This is a genomic window from Exiguobacterium sp. s145 (assembly GCF_018618835.1).
In the GTDB taxonomy this organism is placed as follows: Bacteria; Bacillota; Bacilli; order Exiguobacteriales; family Exiguobacteriaceae; genus Exiguobacterium_A; species Exiguobacterium_A artemiae.
Genome location: NZ_JACSMV010000007.1, coordinates 77,989 through 103,038, shown reverse-complemented (window position 1 = coordinate 103,038; position 25,050 = coordinate 77,989). Strand labels below are relative to the sequence as shown.

At 47.1% G+C, this 25,050-nt stretch carries 23 protein-coding genes and 1 pseudogene; 20 read left to right on the top strand and 4 right to left on the bottom strand.

The window, feature by feature from the left end:
• Nucleotides 1-164 (top strand): annotated as a pseudogene (locus tag KNQ07_RS16105) (IS30 family transposase); the annotation flags it as partial.
• A gap of 78 nt (nucleotides 165-242) precedes the next feature.
• On the opposite strand, the gene rpsT reads toward KNQ07_RS16105, so the two are convergent.
• A complete protein-coding gene (gene rpsT, locus KNQ07_RS08125; protein WP_012369681.1) occupies nucleotides 243-503 on the bottom strand; it encodes a 30S ribosomal protein S20 in 261 nt (86 codons plus the stop codon).
• A gap of 233 nt (nucleotides 504-736) precedes the next feature.
• Here rpsT and lepA point away from each other — a divergent pair, with 233 nt between their 5' ends.
• The 15 genes from lepA to KNQ07_RS08050 all read left to right on the top strand — a co-directional run bounded on the left by lepA (nucleotide 737) and on the right by KNQ07_RS08050 (nucleotide 18,276).
• Complete coding sequence (lepA, locus tag KNQ07_RS08120) at nucleotides 737-2,560, top strand: translation elongation factor 4 (RefSeq protein WP_214766001.1); 1,824 nt, start codon at nucleotides 737-739, stop codon at nucleotides 2,558-2,560.
• Between the two features lie 66 nt (nucleotides 2,561-2,626).
• Nucleotides 2,627-3,772, top strand: coding sequence for a radical SAM family heme chaperone HemW (hemW, locus tag KNQ07_RS08115; protein ID WP_214765999.1), 1,146 nt, complete (start codon nucleotides 2,627-2,629; stop codon nucleotides 3,770-3,772).
• Nucleotides 3,773-4,080: 308 nt separating this feature from the next.
• Nucleotides 4,081-5,118 carry a heat-inducible transcriptional repressor HrcA gene (gene hrcA, locus KNQ07_RS08110; RefSeq protein ID WP_214765997.1) on the top strand — a complete coding sequence of 346 codons (1,038 nt, stop codon included), beginning with the start codon at nucleotides 4,081-4,083 and terminating at the stop codon, nucleotides 5,116-5,118.
• A 24-nt stretch (nucleotides 5,119-5,142) separates the two neighbouring features.
• Nucleotides 5,143-5,709 carry a nucleotide exchange factor GrpE gene (grpE, locus tag KNQ07_RS08105; RefSeq protein WP_214765995.1) on the top strand — a complete coding sequence of 189 codons (567 nt, stop codon included), beginning with the start codon at nucleotides 5,143-5,145 and terminating at the stop codon, nucleotides 5,707-5,709.
• A gap of 55 nt (nucleotides 5,710-5,764) precedes the next feature.
• Nucleotides 5,765-7,591 (top strand): molecular chaperone DnaK, encoded by a 1,827-nt coding sequence (dnaK, locus tag KNQ07_RS08100; protein WP_012369686.1) that lies wholly within the window; start codon nucleotides 5,765-5,767, stop codon nucleotides 7,589-7,591.
• A gap of 133 nt (nucleotides 7,592-7,724) precedes the next feature.
• Nucleotides 7,725-8,831, top strand: coding sequence for a molecular chaperone DnaJ (dnaJ, locus tag KNQ07_RS08095; RefSeq protein WP_012369687.1), 1,107 nt, complete (start codon nucleotides 7,725-7,727; stop codon nucleotides 8,829-8,831).
• A 23-nt stretch (nucleotides 8,832-8,854) separates the two neighbouring features.
• Nucleotides 8,855-9,802: a 50S ribosomal protein L11 methyltransferase gene (prmA, locus tag KNQ07_RS08090; protein ID WP_012369688.1), complete on the top strand. Its 948-nt coding sequence runs from the start codon at nucleotides 8,855-8,857 to the stop codon at nucleotides 9,800-9,802.
• A gap of 4 nt (nucleotides 9,803-9,806) precedes the next feature.
• A complete protein-coding gene (locus tag KNQ07_RS08085) occupies nucleotides 9,807-10,553 on the top strand; it encodes a 16S rRNA (uracil(1498)-N(3))-methyltransferase (RefSeq protein WP_012369689.1) in 747 nt (248 codons plus the stop codon).
• 5 nt (nucleotides 10,554-10,558) lie between these two features.
• A complete protein-coding gene (gene mtaB, locus KNQ07_RS08080) occupies nucleotides 10,559-11,893 on the top strand; it encodes a tRNA (N(6)-L-threonylcarbamoyladenosine(37)-C(2))-methylthiotransferase MtaB (RefSeq protein WP_012369690.1) in 1,335 nt (444 codons plus the stop codon).
• 124 nt (nucleotides 11,894-12,017) lie between these two features.
• Nucleotides 12,018-12,713 (top strand): 23S rRNA pseudouridine(2604) synthase RluF, encoded by a 696-nt coding sequence (rluF, locus tag KNQ07_RS08075; RefSeq protein ID WP_012369691.1) that lies wholly within the window; start codon nucleotides 12,018-12,020, stop codon nucleotides 12,711-12,713.
• Between the two features lie 60 nt (nucleotides 12,714-12,773).
• Nucleotides 12,774-13,649: an EamA family transporter RarD gene (gene rarD / locus KNQ07_RS08070; protein ID WP_214765993.1), complete on the top strand. Its 876-nt coding sequence runs from the start codon at nucleotides 12,774-12,776 to the stop codon at nucleotides 13,647-13,649.
• 22 nt (nucleotides 13,650-13,671) lie between these two features.
• The gene (rarD, locus tag KNQ07_RS08065) at nucleotides 13,672-14,556 is read left to right on the top strand and encodes an EamA family transporter RarD (protein ID WP_214765991.1); all 885 of its coding nucleotides are present in this window, start codon (nucleotides 13,672-13,674) and stop codon (nucleotides 14,554-14,556) included.
• A 76-nt stretch (nucleotides 14,557-14,632) separates the two neighbouring features.
• Nucleotides 14,633-15,298, top strand: coding sequence for a deoxyribose-phosphate aldolase (gene deoC / locus KNQ07_RS08060; RefSeq protein ID WP_012369694.1), 666 nt, complete (start codon nucleotides 14,633-14,635; stop codon nucleotides 15,296-15,298).
• Nucleotides 15,299-15,652: 354 nt separating this feature from the next.
• The gene (locus KNQ07_RS08055; protein ID WP_012369695.1) at nucleotides 15,653-16,630 is read left to right on the top strand and encodes a BMP family lipoprotein; all 978 of its coding nucleotides are present in this window, start codon (nucleotides 15,653-15,655) and stop codon (nucleotides 16,628-16,630) included.
• The gene (locus tag KNQ07_RS08050) at nucleotides 16,627-18,276 is read left to right on the top strand and encodes a methyl-accepting chemotaxis protein (protein ID WP_012369696.1); all 1,650 of its coding nucleotides are present in this window, start codon (nucleotides 16,627-16,629) and stop codon (nucleotides 18,274-18,276) included. Before KNQ07_RS08055 ends, KNQ07_RS08050 begins: the two co-directional genes overlap by 4 nt.
• Nucleotides 18,277-18,340: 64 nt before the next feature.
• Here KNQ07_RS08050 and KNQ07_RS08045 read toward each other — a convergent pair whose 3' ends face one another.
• Together KNQ07_RS08045 and KNQ07_RS08040 are read right to left on the bottom strand one after the other, a co-directional pair.
• The gene (locus KNQ07_RS08045) at nucleotides 18,341-19,597 is read right to left on the bottom strand and encodes a murein hydrolase activator EnvC family protein (RefSeq protein ID WP_214765989.1); all 1,257 of its coding nucleotides are present in this window, start codon (nucleotides 19,595-19,597) and stop codon (nucleotides 18,341-18,343) included.
• A 325-nt stretch (nucleotides 19,598-19,922) separates the two neighbouring features.
• Nucleotides 19,923-20,672 carry an SDR family NAD(P)-dependent oxidoreductase gene (locus tag KNQ07_RS08040; RefSeq protein WP_214765987.1) on the bottom strand — a complete coding sequence of 250 codons (750 nt, stop codon included), beginning with the start codon at nucleotides 20,670-20,672 and terminating at the stop codon, nucleotides 19,923-19,925.
• Between the two features lie 168 nt (nucleotides 20,673-20,840).
• Here KNQ07_RS08040 and KNQ07_RS08035 point away from each other — a divergent pair, with 168 nt between their 5' ends.
• The 3 genes from KNQ07_RS08035 to KNQ07_RS08025 all read left to right on the top strand — a co-directional run bounded on the left by KNQ07_RS08035 (nucleotide 20,841) and on the right by KNQ07_RS08025 (nucleotide 22,724).
• Nucleotides 20,841-21,275 carry a YkvA family protein gene (locus KNQ07_RS08035; protein ID WP_012369699.1) on the top strand — a complete coding sequence of 145 codons (435 nt, stop codon included), beginning with the start codon at nucleotides 20,841-20,843 and terminating at the stop codon, nucleotides 21,273-21,275.
• Nucleotides 21,276-21,500: 225 nt separating this feature from the next.
• Entirely contained in the window at nucleotides 21,501-22,085 is a 585-nt protein-coding gene (locus tag KNQ07_RS08030; protein ID WP_214765985.1) for a DedA family protein, read from the top strand.
• A gap of 12 nt (nucleotides 22,086-22,097) precedes the next feature.
• Entirely contained in the window at nucleotides 22,098-22,724 is a 627-nt protein-coding gene (locus KNQ07_RS08025) for an HAD family hydrolase (protein ID WP_119922466.1), read from the top strand.
• A 58-nt stretch (nucleotides 22,725-22,782) separates the two neighbouring features.
• Here KNQ07_RS08025 and KNQ07_RS08020 read toward each other — a convergent pair whose 3' ends face one another.
• Complete coding sequence (locus KNQ07_RS08020; RefSeq protein ID WP_012369702.1) at nucleotides 22,783-23,844, bottom strand: PTS sugar transporter subunit IIC; 1,062 nt, start codon at nucleotides 23,842-23,844, stop codon at nucleotides 22,783-22,785.
• Between the two features lie 192 nt (nucleotides 23,845-24,036).
• Here KNQ07_RS08020 and KNQ07_RS08015 point away from each other — a divergent pair, with 192 nt between their 5' ends.
• On the top strand, nucleotides 24,037-25,029 hold the full coding sequence (locus tag KNQ07_RS08015; protein WP_012369703.1) for an NADP-dependent oxidoreductase: 993 nt from the start codon (nucleotides 24,037-24,039) through the stop codon (nucleotides 25,027-25,029).
• The last annotated feature ends 21 nt before the right edge of the window (nucleotides 25,030-25,050 follow it).

Sequence of the window (25,050 nt, the reverse complement as noted above, 5' to 3'; positions counted from 1 at the left end):
ATGGTCTTCTCCGTGAATTTTTCCCGAAGGGGACAGATTTCGGAAAGGTCAGTCGTTCTGAAATCGCTCAAGCGCTCGCCTGGATTAATAGGAGACCACGAAAATGTCTTAACTGGAAAACTGCATACGAGGTCTTCACGGAAGAAGTGTTGCACTTAATTTGACAAAACGTCACATAAAAAAATCACCACCGGAGCAGGCTCCAGGTGGTGATTCAATCACTGTATTCCTTCAAGGAAGAATTAAAGTGCGTTTACGAGACGAGCGAGACGTGATTTGTCACGACCAGCTTTGTTGCTGTGGATAAGACCTTTAGCAGCAGCTTTGTCGATTTTCTTAGATGCTGTGTTGAAAGCTACGAGCGCTTGCTCTTTGTTGCCTTCAGTAGCGAAAGTTTCGACTGCTTTGATAGCTGAACGCATAGACGATTTACGTTGTACGTTAGCGACGCGGCGTTTTTCAGCTGTTTTAACACGCTTGATTGCTGATTTAATGTTAGCCATGGATGATTCACCTCCAAGAAAACTCATTCGAGATTTATATTCGCATATCTGCATTTATCGTTCAACAGAACAAACACAATTGTAGCAAACGTTTTTCTTAAAAGCAATAACAGCTCCAGTGTTTCTTTCGATTTTTGTTTTTCGGTAAAACAAAACGAGATGGTGCACCCCGTGTGATTTTTGGTATAATGAAGCGTATGTACGTTTGACTATAAGGTAAGGTGACTATAAACATGAATAATGCAGATCGTTTAAAGCGGCAAAAAAGTATTCGAAACTTCTCAATCATCGCCCATATCGACCACGGGAAATCGACACTTGCAGACCGCATTTTAGAAAAAACAGGTGCTTTGACATCACGTGAGATGAAAGATCAGACACTGGATGCCATGGATCTCGAGCGCGAACGCGGAATTACCATTAAATTGAACGCCGTTCAGTTGAAGTATACGGCAAAAGATGGTGAGGAATATATCCTCCATCTGATCGATACACCGGGACACGTCGACTTCACATATGAAGTTTCCCGTTCTCTTGCAGCCTGTGAAGGGGCGGTTCTCGTCGTCGATGCGGCGCAAGGGATTGAAGCTCAAACGCTTGCCAACGTATATTTGGCACTCGATAACGACTTGGAAATCCTGCCGATCATCAATAAGATTGATTTGCCTTCAGCAGACGTTGAACGTGTTCGTCAAGAGATTGAAGACATAATTGGTCTGGATGCTTCTGAAGCTGTTCCGACATCCGCGAAAGCCGGTATCGGGATTGAAGAAATCCTTGAACAAATCGTGGCGAAAGTGCCGGCACCGACGGGGGATCCGGAAGCGCCGCTTGAAGCATTGATTTTTGATTCCTATTACGATGCATATCGTGGTGTCGTCGCGTCGATTCGTGTTGTCAACGGGACGGTGAAAATCGGTGACAAGATTCGGATGATGTCGACCGGAAAAGACTTTGAAGTCTTGGAACTTGCTGTCTCGACACCAAAACCACTTCGTCAAAAAGAATTAACGGTCGGAGACGTTGGAACGTTATCGGCTTCTATAAAGACAGTCGGCGATGTCCGCGTCGGGGATACAATTACTTTGGCGAAACAACCCGCGACAGAAGCTTTACCGGGATACCGGAAGATGAACCCGATGGTGTACTGTGGTCTCTATCCGATTGATGCGGCACGTTACAACGATTTACGCGAAGCACTCGAGCGTCTTCAATTAAGTGACGCAGCCCTTGAATTCGAGCCGGAAACATCACAGGCACTCGGATTCGGTTTCCGTTGTGGATTCCTTGGAATGCTTCATATGGAAATCATTCAGGAACGGATTGAACGCGAATTCAACATTGATATGATTACGACGGCGCCGTCGGTTATCTATCATGTCACAACAACTGCGGGAGAAGTGCTGCATGTTGATAACCCATCGAAGATGCCGGAACAGCAAAAAGTTGAGTTCATCGAAGAGCCGTACGTTAAGGCAGCCGTCATGACACCAAACGATTATGTGGGTGCCATCATGGAACTTTGTCAAAAGAAACGCGGAACGTTCATCGATATGGAATATATTGATACGACACGCGTTAAAATCACGTATGAACTGCCGTTATCGGAAATCGTCTATGATTTCTTCGACCAGTTGAAATCGAGCACAAAAGGTTATGCGTCGCTTGATTATGAATTGATCGGCTATCAGCAGTCGCGTCTCGTCAAGATGGACATCTTATTAAACAATGAAAACGTCGATGCACTGAGTTTCATCGTTCACCGTGATTTTGCGTATGAACGCGGGAAAGTCATCGTTGATAAATTAAAAGAACTCATTCCGCGGATGCAATTCGAAGTACCGATTCAAGCAGCCGTCGGAACGAAGATTGTCGCCCGTTCGACAATCAAAGCGTTGCGTAAGAACGTTCTCGCCAAGTGTTACGGCGGAGATATCTCGCGTAAACGTAAATTGCTCGAGAAGCAAAAAGAAGGTAAGAAACGCATGAAGATGGTAGGCTCGGTAGAGGTACCGCAAGAAGCCTTCATGTCGGTTCTGTCGATGGATGAAGATTAAAGAAGACACAAAGGGGGCGTTTCTGGCGCACCCTTTTTCTGTTTAAGAAAGAAAGGATGAGGCGAAATGACACCACGCGCCGCATATGTCCACATTCCATTTTGTGAGCATATTTGTTATTACTGTGACTTTAATAAAGTCTTTTTAAAAAATCAGCCGGTTGCAGAATATCTGGATGCATTGGAACGGGAGATCGAACTGACGTTACAACACTATCCGACGGATCGGCTCGAAACGATCTTCATCGGTGGAGGAACACCGACTGCCTTAAATGAAGCTCAGATGCAACGATTGATGGATATCATTTCGAAGCACCTTCTGCCGCTGACGGATGCGACACTTGAGTATACCGTCGAATCGAATCCGGACGGCGTTTCGCCGGAAAAACTCGATATCATGAAAGCGGGCGGCGTCAACCGGGTCAGCTTCGGTGTCCAGTCATTTGACGACGGATTACTCGAACGGATCGGCCGGACGCACCGGGAAGCGAAAGTCGCAGAGACGCTCGATCATGCGGCAAAGCGCTTTGACAACATCTCGGTTGATTTGATGTTCGGCTTACCGAACCAAACGCTCGAGCAAGTCCGGTATGATGTCGAACGGGCATTACGTTTGCCAATCACGCATATCTCGTCGTACTCATTGATTCTTGAGCCGCATACCGTTTTTGCGATTCAAGAACGAAAAGGCAAGTTGCCGTTACCGACGCAGGACCTGGAAGCGGATATGTACCGTTTGATGATTGAAACGATTGAAGCCGGCGGATTGCACCAATATGAGATTTCGAATTTTTCTCTGCCGGGCCGGGAAAGTCGGCATAATCGCGTCTACTGGGAAAATGATGAATATTACGGATTTGGTGCCGGCTCCCACAGTTACATCAACAAAACACGGCGGGCAAACATCGCACCGATTCCACACTACATCAAAGCGGAAGGATTGCCGGTCCGTAATGAAACACCGTTGACGGAAGTCGAACGGATGGAAGAAGAGATGTTTCTCGGCTTACGGATGAAAGAAGGGGTGTCGGAACGGCACTTCGAAGAAAAATACGGGTATTCGCTCGACCGGGTCTTCGGTCAGACGATTGCGAAACTATTGCCGCGCGGACTCGTCGAACGGACAGCGACTCATCTCCGTCTGACGGACGCCGGTGTCCCGCTCGCCAACGAAGTATTTGCCGAGTTCATCGGCGAAGCAGAAGTGGAATAACAGAACAGCAGGAAATAAAACGGCGCCGATACGAAAGTATCCGGCGCCGCTTTATTTTTTCGGTTTTCGTAAAAAGTAGGCGGTTGTACCGATGATCGCGATGAACACCCAAACGAACACTCCAGCCATTGCAAACAGTTCGAGCATAGATCTCATCCTTTTCGTCGTTTGTTTCACTGTATCGCAGAATGGGAAAGTCTTCAAAGGGTTCAGCAAATTGGTTGACATCATTTCGCCAATTCCTTATAGTAAAGATGTAATTAGCACTCGTTAAAAGTGAGTGCTAACAAAATAAGGTGGTGAAGAAGGTGCTGACGGATCGCCAATTGTTGATTTTACGTGCAATCGTCGATGATTATATCAAAACCGCTCAACCCGTCGGCTCACGGACGCTCTCGAAACGGAGTGACGTGACGTTCAGTTCCGCGACCATTCGAAATGAGATGGCGGACCTCGAAGAAATGGGATTGATTGAAAAGCCACATACTTCTGCAGGTCGAATTCCATCCGAGCTCGGATATCGATTTTATGTCGATCATCTGATTCGTCCGGAAAGCATCTCACCGCAAGAGGCAAAAGCGTTAAAATCGTTATTTGCCCATTCCGTGAATGAAAATGATCGGTTAATCCGACATACAGCGGACTTGTTGAGCGAATTGACACATTATACGACGCTTGTATTAGGTCCAAAAGAAGAAGGACAACGTCTCCATCATTTAGAACTGATTCCCTTAGCGGAAGGACGTGTCGTTATCGTTCTCGTGACAGAAACCGGTCACGTCGAACATAAGACTCTTCAGCTCGCGGAAGCCCTCTCACGTGAGGCGGCCAGCCGCTTGATGGAACGGTTGAACCAAACGCTACGCGGAACGCCGCTCAGTCAGTTGCGTCTCCGTCTGCTCGAAGAAATCAGACGGTTCCGTTCCGAACATTCGGAACAGACGACCCTGCTGTCAAAAGCACTCGATATCGTCTTGACGGATCAGCATGAGGAACGTCCCTTGATTTACCTTGGGGGAAAAGCCAACATGTTTGATCAACCGGAGTTTCAGGATGTCGCGAAATTGCGTCCGGTCCTCGAGTTGATCGAACAGCAGGAAGCCTTGTTTGATTTCTTGAGTCCGAGTCTCGATAATCAGATTTTGATTACAATCGGCAGTGAAAATAACGTCGATGCCTTAAAAGACTGCAGCGTGATTCGTGCCCATTATTCCGTTGATGGCGTCTCACTTGGCACACTCGCCCTGATTGGGCCGAAACGAATGGATTATAATCGAGGCATCAATTCGATCATTCATCTTTTACAAGCATTCCAAACCGAGTTGCGTAAGAACAGCTTGGATTGAATATAGAAAGGGGCTCGATTCAGAGTGGAAGAAAATAAGCAGAATCAAAACCTCAATACTGAAGAAACAACCGAGCAACAAACAGAAGCAGAAACAGTTGAAGTAACAGAAGAAGAAGTCGTTCAGGCGGATCTCGTTGAAGAACCGGCTGCACCTGACTTCGAAGCACAACTTGCGGAAGCAAAAGCATCAGAATTACGCCTTCGTGCGGATTTTGACAACTTTAAACGCCGGAACCGGATTGAAGCCGAAAACCGTGCGAAGTATTCTTCACAGACAATCGTCGAGAAATTGCTTCCATTGGTCGATAATCTTGACCGCGCGCTTCAAATCGAATCGGACAACGAAGAGACAAAATCTGTCCTTGCCGGTGTCGAGATGGTCAAACGCCAATTGGTGGAAACACTTCAAAACGAAGGCGTCATCGAGATTCCAGCAGTCGGGGAAACCTTTGATCCGAACCTGCACCAGGCAGTCGTTCAAGAGCCGAGTGAAGAACACGAATCAGGTGTCGTCACAGCGGAATTCCAAAAAGGATACAAATTACACGATCGTGTCATTCGTCCAAGTATGGTCAAAGTCGCAGAATAATCTACGTTTCGATCTGATTTAACACTACTAACTATTCGAAGGTGAGGAATTTATCATGGCAAAAATCATTGGTATTGACTTAGGAACAACAAACTCATGTGTCGCAGTAATGGAAGGCGGAGAGCCAGTCGTTATCGCAAACGCTGAAGGAAACCGTACGACACCATCTGTCGTTGCTTTCAAAAACGGCGAGCGTCAAGTCGGGGAAGTCGCAAAACGTCAAGCCATCACAAACCCGAACACAATCATGTCGATCAAACGTCATATGGGTACAGACTATAAAGTTGAAGTCGAAGGCAAGGACTACACACCACAAGAAGTATCTGCCATCATTCTTCAAAAACTCAAAGCACAAGCGGAAGACTACCTCGGTGAAAAAGTAACGGAAGCGGTCATCACGGTTCCTGCTTATTTCAACGATGCAGAACGCCAAGCAACAAAAGACGCAGGAACAATTGCTGGTCTTGACGTCAAACGGATCATCAACGAGCCGACGGCAGCAGCACTTGCTTACGGTCTTGAAAAAGGCGAAGACCATACGATCCTCATCTATGACCTAGGTGGCGGTACATTCGACGTTTCGATCCTCGAACTCGGAGACGGTGTTTTCGAAGTAGTTTCAACTGCCGGTGACAGCCGTCTTGGTGGAGATGACTTTGACCAAAAAATCATCGACCACTTGGTTGCAGAATTCAAAAAAGACAACGGCATCGATCTTGCCCAAGATAAAATGGCGCTTCAACGTCTAAAAGATGCTGCTGAAAAAGCGAAGAAAGACCTCTCAGGTGTCTCTTCCACACAAATCAGTCTTCCGTTCATCACGGCTGGCGCAGCAGGTCCACTTCACCTTGAAATGACATTGTCACGTGCGAAGTTCGACGATTTGACAGCTGATCTCGTAGAACGGACGATGGCTCCAACACGTCGTGCCCTCAGCGATGCTGGCATGACACCGGACAAAATCGACAAAATCATCCTCGTTGGTGGATCAACACGTATTCCTGCAGTTCAAAAAGCCGTTCAAGACTTCACAGGCAAAGAATCATTCAAAGGCGTTAACCCGGATGAAGTCGTTGCCCTCGGAGCAGCTGTTCAAGGTGGCGTATTGACAGGGGACGTCAAAGACGTTGTCCTTCTCGACGTCACACCACTTTCGCTCGGAATCGAAACAATGGGTAGCGTGATGACGAAATTGATCGATCGTAACACGACGATCCCGACTTCAAAATCACAAGTCTTCTCAACAGCTGCTGACAACCAACCAGCCGTTGACATCCATGTTCTTCAAGGGGAACGTCCGATGGCATCAGACAACAAAACGCTTGGTCGTTTCCAATTGACAGACATTCCGCCAGCACAACGTGGTGTGCCGCAAATCGAAGTTAAATTCGACATCGATGCAAACGGAATCGTTAACGTATCAGCGAAAGATCTTGGTACGAACAAAGAACAATCGATCACAATCCAATCATCAAGCGGTTTGACTGAAGCAGACATCGACCAAATGGTCAAAGATGCAGAAGCAAACGCGGATGCTGACAACAAACGTAAAGAAGAAGTAGAACTTCGTAACGAAGCGGATCAACTTGTCTTCGCAACGGATAAAGCAGTCAAAGATCTTGGCGAGCAAATTGACGCAGCTGATAAAGAAAAAGCGGAAGCGGCAAAAGAAAAAGTAACAACTGCACTCGCAGGAACAGACGTCGAAGCGATTCGTTCTGCAAAAGACGAATTATCAACGGTTGTTCAAGAATTGACACAAAAAGTTTACGAAAACATGGCTCAACAACAAGCGGGCGCTGAAGGTGCGCAAGCTGGTGGACAAGATGACAATGTCATGGACGCTGAATTTGAAGAAGTCGACGATAAAGACAACAAATAAGTAACCGACCGATTTTTCGGGCGCTAGAGAGAGCCAAAGCGTAATCCGCGCTTTGGCTCTTTCCATGTCGCCTGAAGTTCGGTAAAATCAAACAGTATGAAATGAATCGGACCTAAAGAGAGGAAGAATGCACGTGGAAAAACGCGATTATTATGAAGTGTTAGGCGTCGCGCGCGATGCCTCAGCAGCAGAGATTAAACGAGCTTACCGAAAACTAGCCCGGACGTATCATCCGGATGTCAATAAAGAGGCGGATGCCGATCAAAAGTTCAAAGAGTTATCGGAAGCCTATGAAGTTTTGTCAGACGACAATCAACGTGCCCGTTACGACCAGTTTGGTCACCAGGATCCATCGCAAGGCGGTGGTGGCTTTGGCGGAGCAGAAGGTTTCGGCGATATCTTTGATATGTTCTTCGGCGGCGGACGCCGTCAAGATCCGAATGCCCCGCGTAAAGGGCAGGATTTACAATATGTCGAAGAAATCGACTTCATGGAAGCTTTCTCAGGTGTCGAGAAAGTCATTACGATTCCAGTCGAAGAAGATTGCGGAACATGTCACGGTTCAGGTGCTAAACCGGGAACACATCCGGAAACATGTAAACGTTGTGGCGGATCAGGACACATCAACGTCGAGCAAAACACGATGTTCGGACGTGTCGTCAATCAAACGACATGTTCGACATGCCACGGTCGTGGACAAATCGTCAAAGAACCGTGTGAAACATGCCGCGGAGCAGGTCGTGTCCGTAAAAACAAAGATGTTCGTGTCAAGATTCCAGCCGGGATTGACAACGGTCAACAGATTCGTTTGGCAGGTAAAGGGGAAGCCGGCGTTAACGGCGGACCATTCGGAGATCTGTACGTCGTCGTCCGTGTCCGCGAACATGAATTGTTTGAACGGGTCGACGATCATATCGTGATGGATATGCCGCTTACGTTCGCCCAAGCGACGCTTGGCGATGAAATTGAAGTGCCGACGGTTCATGGGAAAGTCAGCTTAAAGATTCCGGCCGGAACACAAACCGGTTCACGATTCCGTCTGCGCGGCAAAGGGATGCCGAACGTCCGTTCAGGCCATCACGGGGATCAATATGTCAACGTCGTCATCATCACACCAAAAAATCTGACAGACCGTCAAAAAGAACTACTCCGTGAGTTCAATGAGATCAGTGATGAAAAAGGTGTCGAAGAACAACACGAAGGCGTATTCAGCCGGATTAAAACATTCTTTACAGGGTGATCACTAAAGGAGCGTGACAGGAAATGAAATGGTCAGAAGTCTGTGTCCATACGACACAAGAAGCAATCGAAGCAGTCTCGAACATCTTACATGAAGCAGGAGCAAGCGGTGTCGTCATCGAGGACGTCGAAGATTTCGAAATGATGTCACACCGTGAAGATAACTTCGGTGAGATTTGGGATGAGAAGAAGCGCGACGAATATCCGGACAGCGGTGTCCTCGTCAAAGCGTATCTTGCGGAAAGCAGCGATTTGACGGATACGATCAAAGGAATCGAACGCGACATTCAGATGCTGACAAAATTCGGTCTGACGATTGGTGCAGGAACTGTCACGCTGACACAAGTCGATGAAGAAGATTGGGCCCATTCGTGGAAGCAGTTTTATAAACCGGTTAAAATCAGCCGTCATTTGACGGTTGTACCGATGTGGGAAGAGTACACACCGCAACCGGATGAGAAAATCATCGAGCTCGATCCAGGCATGGCATTCGGGACAGGAACACACCCGACGACCGTCCTCTGTATTCAAGCCATCGAAAACTATCTTCAAGACAACGATCGTGTCGTCGATGTCGGGACCGGTTCGGGTGTTCTCGCGATTGCAGCGGCCAAACTCGGTGCCAAGGATGTTTTTGCGCTTGATTTGGATGAAGTCGCGGTTCGTTCGGCAACAGACAATGTGGCGTTAAACAAAGTCAGCCAGCAAGTGACCGTCCGCCAAGGTGATTTGATGAAAGAACTCAAAGAGCCGGTCGAGTTGATTGTCGCAAACATTCTGGCCGAAGTGATTTTGTTATTTGTCAACGATGCGTATGAACTAACATTACCGGGCGGTCACTTCATCGCTTCCGGCATCATCGGTCAGAAAAAAGAGATGGTACGTGACGCCATGGTCGCTGCCGGATTCACGATCGTTGAGACGACGAAACTCGAAGACTGGGTCGCGATTATCGCGAAACGCGAGGCGTAAGCCGATGCAACGATATTTCGTCGAACAGACCGCACGTGCAGGAAATACCTTCACATTGTCAAAAGACGACGCCCATCACATAAAAAACGTCATGCGGATGGACGTCGGGGATGAGATTTTAGTATTGGACGGAACGGGATTGTTCCGTTGCCGGCTTGAGCAACTGGATAAGCAAACAGCCGTCGCAGAGCTGCTTGAAGAATTACCGATTGAGACGGAACTTCCGATTCATGTGACGATTGCCTATGCCCTGCCGAAAGGGGATAAAGTGGAGCTCGTTGCCCAAAAAGCGACAGAGCTTGGCGTTAGCCGGCTGCTTGTATTTGAGTCGGCCCGCTCGGTCTCGAAATGGGATGCGAAAAAGATTCCGAAGAAGCTCGAACGTCTTCAAAAAATCAGCAAAGAAGCAGCAGAACAATCGTACCGGGCACACTTGCCGACGATTGAGTATGTAACGTATGATGAAGTCCTACAATGTGCTGCCGATTATACAGCGTGTCTGATTGCCTATGAAGAATCGGCAAAAGAGGGAGAGGCGGCAGCCTTTGCTTCGACGTTGTCCCGGCTTCAGTCAGGCGACTCTTTATTGGTTGTGATCGGTCCGGAAGGTGGACTGACGGAAACAGAAGTAACGCGGTTAACCGCTGGCGGATTCGTGCCGGCATCACTCGGACGACGGATTTTGCGGACAGAAACGGCACCACTCTACGTCCTATCCGCCGTATCGTATCATTTTGAATTGAAAGGGTGAGTGAAATGGCAACGGTTGCCTTTCAAACGCTTGGTTGTAAAGTCAATCATTACGAGACAGAAGCCGTCTGGCAACTGTTCAAGGATGCGGGATATGGACGTGTCGACTTTGCAGATCATGCCGACGTTTACGTCGTCAATACATGTACAGTAACGAATACCGGTGATAAAAAGAGCCGCCAGGTCATACGGCGGGCAATCCGTCAAAATCCGGACAGCGTCATCTGCGTCACGGGATGTTACGCCCAGACATCACCTGCGGAAATCATGGCGATTCCAGGCGTCGATGTCGTCGTCGGCACACAGGACCGTCATAAGATGATCGGTTATATCGAACAGTTCCGCGAAGAACGGATGCCGATCAATGCCGTCGGGAACATCATGAAGGCGAAAGTCTATGAAGAACTCGATGTGCCGGCCTTTACCGACCGGACACGGGCTTCCCTGAAGATTCAGGAAGGATGCAATAATTTCTGTACGTTCTGCATCATTCCTTGGGCACGGGGTCTGATGCGTTCCCGCCAACCGGAAGATGTCTTGAAACAGGCGCAACAACTTGTCGATGCCGGATATAAGGAAATCGTTTTGACCGGTATTCATACAGGCGGTTACGGGGAAGACTTAAAAGACTACAACTTGGCGAAGTTGCTGAAAGCGCTCGAGTCCGTGACAGGTCTTGAACGGCTCCGGATTTCGTCCATTGAAGCGAGTCAAATCACGGATGAAGTGCTGGATGTTCTGAAAGATTCGCCAATCGTCGTCCGCCACCTGCACGTTCCGATTCAATCGGGGTCGGATACGGTCTTACGCCGGATGCGCCGGAAATATACGATGGCAGAGTTCGGAAAACGGATTACACGTCTGAAAGAAGTTCTGCCGGACTGTGCGATTACGTCTGACGTCATCGTCGGTTTCCCGGGCGAGACGGAAGAAGAGTTCATGGAGACATTTAACTTCATCAACGACCATAAGTTCAGCGAACTGCATGTCTTCCCGTACTCGAAGCGGACCGGAACACCGGCTGCAATGATGGACGATCAGGTTGATGAGCAGGTGAAGGAGCAACGTGTCGCACGTCTGATTGCGTTGTCGGATCAGCTGGCAAAGGAATATGCATCGAAGTACGAAGGAGAACTGCTGGAAATCATTCCGGAAGAATTTTCGGAAGAGGCAGGCGGTCGTCTTGTCGGTTATACAGACAATTACTTACGTGTCGCGATTGAAGGCGACGAATCACTGATTGGTCAACTCGTTCGCGTCAAAATCAGCAAAGCGGGTTATCCGATGAATGACGGACAATTTGTCCGCGTCATGGAAACGTTAAAAGAGCAAGCGATTTAAAAGGGATTCGCCTTCCGGTTACAGGAAGGCGGATTTTATTTTACAGTCCGACAAATTCTTTTGTTTTCAAGGAACGGATACGCTACACTGAGTAAAGATTACACAAAAGAAAGAGGATAAGGATATGCGAATTAATAAATTCATCAGTGAAACAGGATATTGTTCCCGCCGCGCAGCCGATAAGCTGATCGATGCAGGACGTGTGACGATTAACGGCAACGTCGCCGAGCTCGGATCGCAAGTCGAAAAAACGGATGCTGTCGAAATTGACGGACAGCCGCTTCAGCCAAAACCGGATCTCGAGTACTTGATTTTAAACAAACCGGTCGGTATCACGTGTACGACGGAACGTGACATCGAAGGCAACATCATTGATTTCGTCAATCATCCGAACCGGATTTTCCCGATTGGACGACTCGACAAAGATTCGGACGGCTTGATTATCCTGACGAACGACGGAGATATCGTTAACCGGATTTTACGAGCGGAAAACAATCACGATAAAGAGTACATCGTGACGGTCGACGCACCGATTACGGAAACGTTTATCGAAGGCATGGCGGGCGGCGTCGATATTCTTGGGACGACGACGAAAGAATGTGTCGTCGAACAGCTCGAGTCGCGGACGTTCCGAATCGTTTTGACCCAAGGCTTGAACCGGCAAATTCGCCGGATGTGCAAAGAGTTTGGTTACCGTGTCAAACGTCTGCAACGCGTCCGGATCATGAACATCGAACTCGGTGATTTACCGATTGGGGAATGGCGTGACTTGACGGAGTCGGAAATGAAAACATTGTTCGAGACACTCGATCAACAATAAGCTGAAAAAAGTCGCCATGATGATGGCGGCTTTACTTGTATACATATAAGGGGGTTCATCGTGGATAAACGGGGAATGAGTGCGACCTTCGTCGCCTATGTGATTGGGGGATTATTACCGATCTACAAACTGTTTGCGGATCACGTACCGGCATGGACGGTCGTCTCGATTCGCATCATCAGTGCTTTTATTTTTGTTACGTTATTATTGCGACTGACCGGGAAATTTAAGCACGTCAAACAACTTTGGCAAAGTAAACGTCAACGCAATACCGTCCTTGCAGCAGGACTTGTCCTTGGCGGGAACTGGACCTTGTATTTGTACGCAATCGGCGAAGGGTATCTCGTCGAGTCTTCACTCGGCTATTACATTAATCCGCTCGTCAGTGTCCTGTTCGGTTTGCTGTTTTTCGGAGAACGCCTGAACCGGGCTCAACTTTTTGCGATGGCGAGTGCCGTGACAGGTGTTTTGATTCTGACATTCGGATACGGAAAGTTTCCGATTATCGCCTTTTCACTCGCCATTTCGTTTGCTTTTTACGGGGTGCTGAAAAAGAAGGCGGCGGCAGAACCGTTATCCGGTCTGTTTCTTGAGACGCTCGTGACGTTACCGTTTGCCGTGCTGACGCTTGGTCTGACCGGAGCAAATCCGATTGCCTTGCCGACGGAAGCACTGTTTGCCATCGTCATGCTTGGTGTAGCGACTGCGGTCCAATTGATGTTGTTCGGATACGGCATGCCGAAAATTCCGTTCGTCTACGTCGGGATTTTACAATATATCGCCCCGACCTTGACCCTGATTCTCGGTGTCTTTTTATTCAATGACGTCTTTACACCGGTTCACTTCATCGCCTTCCTGTTCATTTGGCTGGCTGTTGCGTTATTTACAATCAGTGGGATATCGAACGGACGGATGAAAATGAAAAAAGTATCGTGACCGAGAAAAGAGGAAATGAATCATGAATAAATCGGGTTTTATCGCGACATTAGCCGCTTATGTCATTTGGGGACTGTTGCCGATCTACTGGAAGTTACTTGCGACCGTCTCGAGTGAGGAGATTTTAGCACACCGGATCGTCTGGTCGTTTATTTTCTTATTGTTATTATTATCACTTCAAAAAGCATTGCCGAAGTTTACCGGTGCGCTGAAGAATCCCTTTACCCGGCGTTTGTTTTTCCTGAACGGGCTGATCATCAGCATGAACTGGTTCATCTACATTTGGGCGGTCAATCATAATTTTATCGTTGAAGCATCGCTCGGTTATTACATCAATCCGATTGTCAGCATTATTTTCGGGGTGTTCTTTTTCCGGGAAAAACTGTCGCGGATCGAGTGGCTTGCGATTCTGCTTGCAACGATCGGTGTCTTGATCCTGACGATCGGCTATGGGAAATTCCCTTGGATTTCCTTGGCACTAGCCTTCAGCTTTGGTTTTTACGGTGTCGTCAAAAAACAACGGCCGCTTGAGTCAACCGTCAGTCTGACGATCGAAACACTGGCTCCGTTACCGATTGCTTTATTATTTTTAGGATACATGGGGGTCAGTGGACAAGAGACCTTTACCTCTTCTCCGTTTGTGATGATTGGACTTTTCTTAACCGGTATCATCACGGCCGTTCCGTTATTATTGTTCGGATTTGGTGCCCAACGGATTCCGTTTACGGTCGTCGGTTTCCTGCAATTCGTTGCCCCGACCTTGTCGCTTGCGATCGGTGTTCTTCTGTATAACGAACCCTTTACGAGAACACACTTGATTGCGTTTACATTCATTTGGTCCGCGGCACTCATCTTTACATTAAACGGTTTACTGATTCGAAAAAAACAGCTACGAAAAGTCGCGTAAAAAGATAGAAGTCTGACCTCTCACGTGATAGAATGAAAACAGAGTCTAAGGGATATCCTTAAGGAGGAACTGAATCATGAATTTAGCAGGAATGATCGACCATACCGCTTTAAAAGCAGAAACGTCACGTGCCCAAATCGAAACACTTTGTAAAGAAGCGCTCGAATACAAATTTGCCAGTGTTTGTGTCAACCCGACAAACGTAGCACTCGCGGCAGAACTCTTGAAATCAGACGATGCGGTCAAAGTATGTACAGTTATCGGCTTCCCACTCGGTGCAAACACACCGGAAGTAAAAGCATTTGAAACACAAGATGCCATCAAAAACGGCGCAACAGAAATCGATATGGTCCTAAATATCGGTGCATTAAAAGACGGCGACCTTTCACTCGTTGAACGCGACATTCGTGCAGTTGTCGAAGCGGCAAACGGCACACTCGTCAAAGTCATCTTCGAGAACTGCCTCTTAACAAAAGAAGAAATCAAAACAGCTGCTGAGTTATCAGTCAAAGCCGGTGCGGATTTCGTTAAGACGTCTACTGGTTTCTCAACAGGCGGCGCAACGGTAGAAGACATCCGTCTCATGCGCGAAACAGTCGGACCTGACATCGGTGTCAAGGCTTCAGGCGGCGTTCGTGATTTTGAAGGAGCAAAAGCAATGATCGATGCCGGCGCAACACGTATCGGTGCTTCTGCCGGAATTGCCATCGTTACAGGTGGAACTTCAGACAGCGACTACTAATTTAATTTGATAAAACCAGAGGCTGACTTAAAAGTCACTCTCGATAAAGATCAGGGTGGCGGAGTGATAATCTGCCACCCTGATTTCGTAAAAAAAGAATCACTCTCTTCACGCAACTCCTACAGGAAAAGCGCATTTTGCGCTGTCAGAGACAAACAAGACCCGATTTCCTGCCTCAATAAGGCAGGGAAACTGGCTTGTGTCTCGCCTGAGGAAAGGGTGTGAAAGAACGAGTGATTCTTTTTTGATTCAGCCACTTTTTGTTTTAAAACAATTCTGAATTTGATTTTCAGGTTAAGAAGTCAGACAACCCTTCCGATAATCCATTGTAGAACAAGGGAAGGAAGTGGAAAAGTGTCAAAACGATTCAGTTTGTCCATGCTGGCCTTAACCATCGGTCTGGCGGGTTGCGGCAGTATCATCGATCATCCTGAACAAGCAGTGAAGGAGCGCCGGAAAATGGCAGTCGTCTTATCCGATGTCGGATTAGGGGATCAGTCGTTCAGCGATGCTGCCATGAGCGGTATGTCTTTACTACGTGAAAAAGAAGACTGGTTCATTGATTATAGAGAATTAAGTGAAACAAAGTCATATGAAACGGCATTTGCCACGTTAGCGAAACAACATCCGACCGTTGTCGTCGGTCTTGGGTTTATGGGACAGGCGGACTTGGAAAAAGTCGCTAAACAGTATCCAAAACAGCAGTTTGCATTAATTGATGCCGTGTCGGAACTACCAAATGTATTATCCGTCACATTTAAAGAAGATGAAGGCAGTTATCTGGCGGGGGCAGCGGCAGCAATCCAATCCGACAGTGATACGATTGGTTTTATCGGCGGCATGAAATCACCGCTCATTGAGAAGTTTGAAAAAGGCTACCGTGCCGGTGCAACAGCCATTAATCCGGACATCCGTGTCCTTGTCGATTATGCAGAAGACTTTGCGGCACCGGATAAAGGACGTGAGCTCGCTAATGCCCAAATGAAAAAAGAGGCGGATGTCTTATACGCGGCAGCAGGACTGACCGGCAGTGGCGTTCTTGAGGCAGCAGAAGAAAAAGGAAACAAGGCGATTGGTGTCGACAGCGATCAAACGGCGATTGCTCCAGATGCCGTCATGACATCGATGTTGAAGCAGGTCGATCTTGCGATTACGAAAATTGGCGACAGCGTCAAAGCACCGGGTCTTCAAGCCGGTCAAATCGTATTAGGCGTGAAAGACGGAGCGATTCAACTCGCGCCGATTCGTAATACCAACTTTACAGAAAAAGATTTACAACGACTCGAACAATTGAAACAAGACATACTGGAAGGCAAGGTGAAGGTCCAATGACGTTACGACAACGATTTTTGGTTTCGACACTCGTGACGATTGTCAGTGTTGTCGCCTTAATGGGCTGGACGTTATTTGAACTGCGTCAAATCCAGTCCTACAACGAGGATTACGGAAAGCAACTGGTCGAGATTTCAGAACTGGAGACTAAGTTACTGTATGAGCAGGCAGCCTGGAACCGGTTAGCGAGTCAGCCTTCAGAAAATCAAAAAGAACAAGCACTTGCCTTAAGTAAAAAAAATGAAAAAGCTCTTGATTCCTTACAAAAAACGTATTTGATTGATCGGTTTAAACCGGATTTGAATCGTGCCAAAATGAAATATACGACTTTGGCGGAGAAACGGACGACTTTATTAAATGAGCTTGATCCAATTGCAATCCGCTCCCACGCAGCCCAGGTGGAAGGAGTATTAAGCGATTTATATACGTTACATACGAAAAATGGTGAATTTTACGATGTATTGCAACAGGAAGCAAAAGATAAGACATTGAATCTGACGCGCTCGGTTTTAATCGCGACATTCATTCTTCTGATTGCATTAGCACTCTATAACTGGTACTTTGCGCGGAGCATCACCCGTCCGATCAGCCGGGTCGTTCAGACGGCGGAACAGATTTCGCAAGGGGATGTCTCACAACAACTACAAATCTCGGGACGGACGGATGAAATCGGTCGTCTCGAGTCAGCGATTGCCCAGATGCAAGGAACATTGCATGGTGTCATCGGAACGATCAGTCAGACATCGACGACCATCAATCAGATGAGCGAACAGGCGACAGCTGAAAATGCCAATATCGTCGAAGTATCAGGCAACATGACACATGCCATCAATGAAATGGCCAGTGGGACACAAACTGTCTCGGATGATTTGCAAACGACAGTCAGTACCATTACGGATATGAGCACATTGTTTGAACAAAGCGAACAACGGGCGCAACAAGCATTGAGTCAAGGTCAACTGGCGGATACGACGATGGGGAAAAGTGCAACCATCATGCAGGAACAAGCGGAATCACTGGCGGCAGCGACACTTCAAAATCAGGAACTCGGTCGCAAGCTAGCCGGATTCTTACAACAAACCCAGCAAATCGAACAGATGGCGCAACTTGTCTCAAGTGTCTCGGCGCAAACGAATTTACTGTCATTAAACGCGGCCATCGAAGCGGCTCGGGCAGGAGAAGCAGGACGTGGTTTTGCCGTCGTGGCGAGTGAAGTGAAGAAGTTAGCGGACGAAACCCATCAAGCGACGCGTTCCATCTTTTCACTCGTTCGTTCGATTCGGGCAGACGGAGCGATTTTGCAGGAAGCATTGCTTCAATCTGAAAAGGAGCAAGCACATCAGGTTCAAAACTTTGCTGAGGTGACATCGTCATTCGAGGAAACCCGTGGTCACGTGACGGATGTAACGGAAGCCGTCCAGTTCATGACGACACAGTTACTTCAGTCAAAAGACCAGGCGAATCAGGTTGTAAATCAAGTCAGCTCAGTCAGTGGCGTGATGGAAGAATTAGCCGCCGGGAACGAAGAAGTGGCGGCGTCGATGCGCGATCAGCAAGCATCATTCGAACAAATTCATCAACTGATGCTGGAACTGGAACAAACAACGACTTCACTGGATCAACAAACCAGCCAGTTTAAACTGTAATATGAACAAACAGCAAAACCCCCTCAGCGAGTCAGTCCGTTGAGGGGGTTTTCGTCAAGTATGCTTAGAAGAAGTCACTTGGATTCAATTCGTTTGTCCGGCCGTTGGCATTATACTGATACCCACCGTCATGAATCTCAAAGTGAAGGTGGGGACCGGTTGAGTTTCCGGTACTGCCAAGGTTACCGATTTGTTGTCCCTGTTTCACCTGTTGACCTTGTTTGACGGTCAGAGAATTCATATGCGCATAAACGGTCGTATACGTTTTTCCACCGATGTTGTGCGAGAGATAGACGTGATTACCGTAAGGCCCGCCGGAGCTTGCCAGGATGACGGTTCCGCTTGCGGAAGCAACGACCGGGGAGTTCAGTGGTCCGGCAAAGTCAATCCCGTTATGGTACGCGTATCCGTTACTTCCACTGGCAGCGCCCATTCCTTGTGAAATGGAACCAGCAGCCGGTTTGATGAACTTGCCTGTCGCTTTTGAAAGGACTTTTGTGCTTGCTTTTGTAACAGAAGCAGGTTGCGCCGATTGCGCGGCTGCTTGTTTTTCGGCTAATCGTGCAGCTCGAGCGGCTGAACGGGCAGCAGCTTCCTGCGCCTTCAGTTGAGCGGCAGCATCTTTTAAGCTCAAGATGTTAGTTTCGATGGAACGTTTTTCTGATTTTAATCGATTCAGTAAGGCCGTTCGTTTAATCTTTTCTGCTTTTAATTCACGCTGTTTCTTTTTTAGAAGAGTACGATCCTCAACCAAATCAATACGTGTTTGTTTCAATTCTTTTTGAACCAGTGCCAATTGATGTTTGTTTTGTTCGTAATCTTTTAATAAAGAAGCATCGCTTTCGGCAATCGTATTAAAAGCATTAAAACGGCTGATCATATCTCCGACATCTTTAGCGCCAAAAACAGCCTCGAGAAATGGATCGTCATCTGCTTTTGCTTGTCGGACAGCTAAACGATCTCCGAGCATTTTTTCCTGCTTGCTGATTTTTTCGCGTAAGGCATCGATTTTTTGTTCCAATCGTTTAATCTGCTGACGGTTTTGATCAATTTTTTGTTGGTTTTCGACGACCTGCAACGTCAGTCCATTAATCTGTTGATCGAGCGCATAGACTTTTTGCTGTGCTTTGGACAGTTGGGTGGTCTTTTTCGAGAGGGCTTGCTTTTGCTTGGACTGCTGTTGTTGATTTTGCTGCTGTTTTTCCTTATAAGAACTTGCTGCACCGACGGGGTGGACAAGTGGGCTGAAAAGTAAGGTCATCGTCATCAGTGAGAGACCGAGTGTTTGTTTTAAAGATGATTTCATAGTTGAATCAATCATTCCTTCCTTCCTGAATTCAGATACATATTCTGAAATGTTACCTGTTCTACTCTAACAAGAAATGACGGGAATCACCGTTACAGTTTCGTTAAAAATATTATATGGAAATTATCAGGTGATCGAGATTCTTTATGTAAATTATTTTTGAGACACTTTCAAAAAAGTGAGAGAACCGTTGATAATCCGCGAAAGAAGACACAATAAAAAAAGTGAATCCAAGGATTCACTTCTAAAAAAGAGCTGATATGTTTTTGTAATATGAAGAAGAGGAATAAAAGTAAGGGTTTAATGAATCAAGAAACAGGATATACAAATTAGTTTTAATTTATTCTTCGTAGATCATTTTTCGTGTCATTCCGCCGTCAAGAACCAACGTTTCTCCCGTTAAGAAGTCGTTATCGGGATTCGTTAAAAACAAAGCAGCCCGGGCAACATCTTCCGGTTTTCCGACTCGTCCAGCCGGATGCTGGCTGTGGTCGTCCGGTGAAAGTTCATGATAATTTCCGGTTTCAATCCAACCGGGTGCAATCGCATTAACTAAAATCCGATCGGGTCCTAAAGAAACGGCTAAAGCATGCGTCAACGCGACAATGCCGCCTTTGGTAGCCGCGTAAGATTCCGTATCCGGCTCGGACATGAACGCGCGGGTGGAGGCCAGATTGACAATCCGTCCGCCTGCTGGGTTTTTCTTCAAATAAGGCGCCGCGGCTTTTGTCGTTAAAAAGATGCTCCGCAGATTGGTATGTTGGACACGGTCCCATTCCTCAAGCTCTAATTCAAGTAACGACTTGCGCACCATGATGCCGGCATTGTTAATCACGATATCGATCCGGCCGGTATGCTCAATGGCTTTATCAATCAGCAGGTTGACATCTTTTTCATCCTGGACATCCAGATGATAAAAGTAAGCGGTCCCGCCGTCAGCTTCGATTTCTGCCGCAAGATCGTCACCGGTCATTTGATCAATGTCGGCAAGAATGACGGTGGCGCCTTCTTTGGCATAAGTCTTGGCAAGCGTTGCTCCAATGCCATTGGCGGCACCTGTGATGATGACAGTATGATTGATATGGTTCATTGTAAATTCCTCCTGGGGAATGTGTAGTTGGGTAGACTGCTATAATCAGATAGCCGAAAATGAATCGATTAAAACATATTGTATCCTTGAAGAAAGGATTATCCAGATAGGCATTAGGGAACATAAAAGGTAGCTAACGCTACTATTATGTTGAATGGGGGATTTTTGATGGATTTATCAAATCAAAAGCTCGAAACAGAACAAGAAAAATATGCAGATGAAGCTAAAGCGTATATCAATCAACCTAAAAAAACAAATTCAATGTTACGACGTGCAAGTGAAAAAATAAATAAAAATTCGACGCTATCGATCGTTTTTTCTCCCGTCCGTTTATTTATCGATATGGTTCGTGCCTATCAATCCGGTGAATACCGAAATATTCGCAGGACGACGATTTTGAAAGTAATCGGGGCCTTGATTTATCTCGTTTCACCCATCGATTTAGTGCCGGACTTTGTGTTAGGTTTCGGATTTGCGGATGATATCGCCATCATCCTGTTCGTGACGAAAACGATTTTCGAAGAGTTGACACGATTCAGTGATTGGCAGGATGAGCAACAAAAAGCAAGTACGCAGCCGCTTCAAAGTGAGGATGCTTACTAATTTCATGAGACAACCGGACTGAGACAGTTGGTCCTCATATAAAACAGAAGGTGGATTTTGAATCCGCCTTCTGTTTTCGTTTGGATGAAAGTCCTCGTTTCATGTACTTGCGGTCAATCGAAACTAGCTCTTGTTTTGCAGGAAACAAAAACGTCATTTCTGTACGCGTCCTTGAAAGTTCGTTACACTAGAAGCAGAGAAACTTTTTGGGGAAGGAGGTATGGAATGGCTTGGCATTCATGGATTGAATCATACGGTTATTTTGGAATCATGTTGAGTTTGATGTTTCCCTTTTTACCGAGTGAAGTGCCGCTTGCGTATGCAGGCTATCTGGTCCACACAACGGAGTTTAACCTGATTGTCATGTTGATCGTGGCCGTCATGAGTTTTGTGATCAGTCAAAATATTTTCTTTACAATCGGGCGTCTCGGAAGTGACCGTTTACTAAAACGAATTTTTAGATGGTTTCGTATTTCTGAAACGAAGATGGTGCGATTCCAACGTCAAATGGATACGCGCGGTCGTTTCATCTTATTGCTGTCACCGATGTGGCGGATGGGATTTGCGATAGGGGCAGGGTTGACCGGTGTCTCGCGTCTCACTTTTACGATTGCGACGACGATTTCTTTTTTTATGTGGTCCGCTTTTTTTATCTGGGGCGGAAAGAAACTTGGACATGGCATGATGGGGCGGCATCCTGAATTCCACCATTACCTTCCCTGGATAATCGGTCTCATCGTATTTGGTGCAGGTTATCTGTATTTCCGAAAAAAAACGCTCATGAAAAAACAAAGTATATCTAAAAAATAGAGGAGTGTTCACATGGCAGTGATTTTATTTGATATTGACGGTACATTGATCGACTCGACCGATCAGATGACAGAGGCAATTCATCTTGCGATGGAAGATATGCCGCATCTGGTCAAACCATCCAAAGCAAGTGTCCAGTCGAGTTATGGTTTGGCGGGTAATGCTTTTTGGAGAAAAGCAATCCCGGATGCTTCTGAAAACGACATTAAAGAGATTCGTAGAAAACGTCATCATCACTTGGAGCAAACGATGCAGAATCAAGATGTTCTGTTTGATGGCATTCGAGAATTATTGGAACAATTGACGAATCAGGGACATATCGTATCAACAGCAAGCAATTGCGGGGTACATTATTTAAATCTTGTTCTCGACAGCCAAAACATTCGATCTTATTTTACAAGTCCAAAATGTTTGGAGTCGGTGAACGGGAAACAAAAAGCAGACATTTTAGCCGCACATCGTGAAGAGTTTGGCGAGGTCGACTATCTGATGGTCGGCGACCGTTCGTCGGACGTTGAGGCGGCCAGACTACAAAATATGCCGGTAGCGATTTGTTGCTTCGGTTTTGGAACAGAACAAGAATGGAAGACGGCTGACCATCAGCTGGAGACACCGCTTGATTTGTTGAAGTTTGTATAACGGAATGAGCAAAAAAACAAGCAGCGCTGATGAGTCAGCGTCTGCTTGTTTTTTTTTGTTAATCAAAATCAAGTCGGTACTGCTCGTGATTCGTCCAAGGACGAAAACGGCGGAAGAGCTGATGGAACAGAAGACACAGGATCACCGGCAAAACAATAAACAGTCCGAAGACAAGCGAAATATTGATCCACGTCCATCCTCCTGCCATCAAGTGAAGCGCATTGATTGGACCAATCAGACCCGACATACCGAATCCGGCACTGAAGGGGGTCCCTTGAATACCGAGTACACCTGCGAGTCCGCCAAGTACGGCGGCACTGCACATGACGGGCAGAATCATGATCGGATTGCGAATGAAATTCGCCATTTGAATTTTAGGAGATCCTAAAAAATGAGCGATGGACGTGCCGCGGGAATTGGCCTGCCACCCGGCAATCGCGAGTCCGAAACCTGCCGCACAAACACCAAGGTTAGCGGCTCCTGCTGCAACACCGGATAAACTGATGGCTGTTGCAATCCCGACCGTCGAAAGCGGTGATACGATGAGGACCGAAAAAGTAACGGCTAAGGCAATGCCCATCAACACCGGTTGAAGAACGGTAAAGTGTGTAATCACTTGACCGATCGTGGCTGTGATCTTCGTGACAAACGGATAGGTCAGGACACCGATTCCGCCGGCTCCGACGATGATTAAGGTTGGAATGACGAGAACCGTATACGTCTTAAAACGACTTCCGAGCCAGATGACGAGGGCAGTTGCGACTGCGGCTGTCAATCCGGCATTGATGACATCACCGGTTCCGATGAATAAGTAACCGGCGGTCTCGGTTCGGTTTGCGACACCGGATCCGACGACAGTCGCAAGACCAATCGAGGTCGCTTCAATCGGGGTTGCCTTGAACTGCATGGCAACGGCGACACCGATGACCATCGGCAAGAGCCGCATCGCAAGAGCAGTCGAGTCGATGATATGTTGCGCAGGAGAAAAATAGGGAAGCAAGGCTTTGGCAAGTTCACCAAGCAACGCTCCCGGGATAAGAGCAACTAAGATGCCGATACTGAGTCCGTTTAAGACATGGACACCGAATTGGCGGTCAAAACGTTTTAAGGTCGTATTCAACTAAATTCACTCCTTATGTATCGCTTTTATGCATAACAGTATAAAAGTGATGAATTGTGTTTAATCATACGAAAGAGCGTTCAAAACGTCAAGCAGAAAATGGAATTTTCTGAAAAAATAAAAGCAAACTATTCGCACTGAAACAAAAGGACTGCTAGAGTGGAGAGGTAAAAAATCGGGGAGGGAACAGTTATGTCAGAACAACAAATCGTATTAGCCAGCAGACCAGAGGGACGTCCAACACGGGACACGTTCCGTTATGAGACGATCGAATTGGACGCCTTAAAAGCGGATCAAGTTTTAGTAGAGACGCTCTATATCTCAGTCGATCCTTATATGCGCGGGCGAATGAATGATGCACGTTCTTACTCGCAACCATTCGACCTGGATGCACCCATCCAAGGTGGTGTCGTCGCGCGGGTCGTTGAATCAACAAGTGATCTGTTAACAGTGGGTGACACCGTTGTCGGAATGCTCGACTGGGCGACGAAATCCGTGGTCGATGCAAAACAAGTCCGTAAAATCGATGCAACATTGGCGCCTGTCTCAACGGCACTGGGTGTGCTCGGAATGACAGGTATGACCGCTTACTTCGGTCTGCTCGACATCGGGAACCCGCAATCTGGCGAAACGGTCGTCGTCTCGGCAGCAGCAGGAGCCGTTGGATCAATTGTTGGTCAAATCGCTAAAATTAAAGGCGCACGAGTCGTCGGGATTGCTGGAAGTGCTGAAAAGATTCAGTATCTAAAAGAGGAACTTGGATTTGATGAAGTCATCAATTACAAAACGGAGCAGATCGGCGAAGCCTTAGATCGGACTTGTCCGGACGGGATCGATGTCTACTTTGAAAATGTAGGCGGTGCAATCGGGGATGCCGTTCTTGATCGATTGAATCCTTTTGCCCGTATTCCAGTCTGTGGGGCGATTTCCGGCTATAACGAACAGGCGGATTTAGGTCCACGGGTCCAATCGAAATTGATCATTGCGCGCGCACGGATGCAAGGTTTCTTGGTCGGAGACTATGGCAAACGGTTTAAAGAAGCAGCGGAACAACTTGGTAAATGGGTCAGCAATGGTGAGTTGAAGTACGAAGAAACGATATTTGAAGGGTTTGAACAAGTCCCGGACGCCTTTCTTGGTCTGTTTGACGGGTCGAACACGGGAAAACTGTTGGTCAAATTATAAGAGTACGTCAAAAAGGTGTTG

Coding starts and splice junctions, on each gene's coding strand:
- rpsT (WP_012369681.1), bottom strand. CDS start 503: ATGGCTAACATTAAATCAGCAATCAAGCGTGTTAAAACAGCTGAAAAA.
- lepA (WP_214766001.1), top strand. CDS start 737: ATGAATAATGCAGATCGTTTAAAGCGGCAAAAAAGTATTCGAAACTTC.
- hemW (WP_214765999.1), top strand. CDS start 2,627: ATGACACCACGCGCCGCATATGTCCACATTCCATTTTGTGAGCATATT.
- dnaK (WP_012369686.1), top strand. CDS start 5,765: ATGGCAAAAATCATTGGTATTGACTTAGGAACAACAAACTCATGTGTC.
- prmA (WP_012369688.1), top strand. CDS start 8,855: ATGAAATGGTCAGAAGTCTGTGTCCATACGACACAAGAAGCAATCGAA.
- KNQ07_RS08085 (WP_012369689.1), top strand. CDS start 9,807: ATGCAACGATATTTCGTCGAACAGACCGCACGTGCAGGAAATACCTTC.
- mtaB (WP_012369690.1), top strand. CDS start 10,559: ATGGCAACGGTTGCCTTTCAAACGCTTGGTTGTAAAGTCAATCATTAC.
- rluF (WP_012369691.1), top strand. CDS start 12,018: ATGCGAATTAATAAATTCATCAGTGAAACAGGATATTGTTCCCGCCGC.
- rarD (WP_214765991.1), top strand. CDS start 13,672: ATGAATAAATCGGGTTTTATCGCGACATTAGCCGCTTATGTCATTTGG.
- deoC (WP_012369694.1), top strand. CDS start 14,633: ATGAATTTAGCAGGAATGATCGACCATACCGCTTTAAAAGCAGAAACG.
- KNQ07_RS08050 (WP_012369696.1), top strand. CDS start 16,627: ATGACGTTACGACAACGATTTTTGGTTTCGACACTCGTGACGATTGTC.
- KNQ07_RS08045 (WP_214765989.1), bottom strand. CDS start 19,597: ATGATTGATTCAACTATGAAATCATCTTTAAAACAAACACTCGGTCTC.
- KNQ07_RS08040 (WP_214765987.1), bottom strand. CDS start 20,672: ATGAACCATATCAATCATACTGTCATCATCACAGGTGCCGCCAATGGC.
- KNQ07_RS08035 (WP_012369699.1), top strand. CDS start 20,841: ATGGATTTATCAAATCAAAAGCTCGAAACAGAACAAGAAAAATATGCA.
- KNQ07_RS08030 (WP_214765985.1), top strand. CDS start 21,501: ATGGCTTGGCATTCATGGATTGAATCATACGGTTATTTTGGAATCATG.
- KNQ07_RS08025 (WP_119922466.1), top strand. CDS start 22,098: ATGGCAGTGATTTTATTTGATATTGACGGTACATTGATCGACTCGACC.
- KNQ07_RS08015 (WP_012369703.1), top strand. CDS start 24,037: ATGTCAGAACAACAAATCGTATTAGCCAGCAGACCAGAGGGACGTCCA.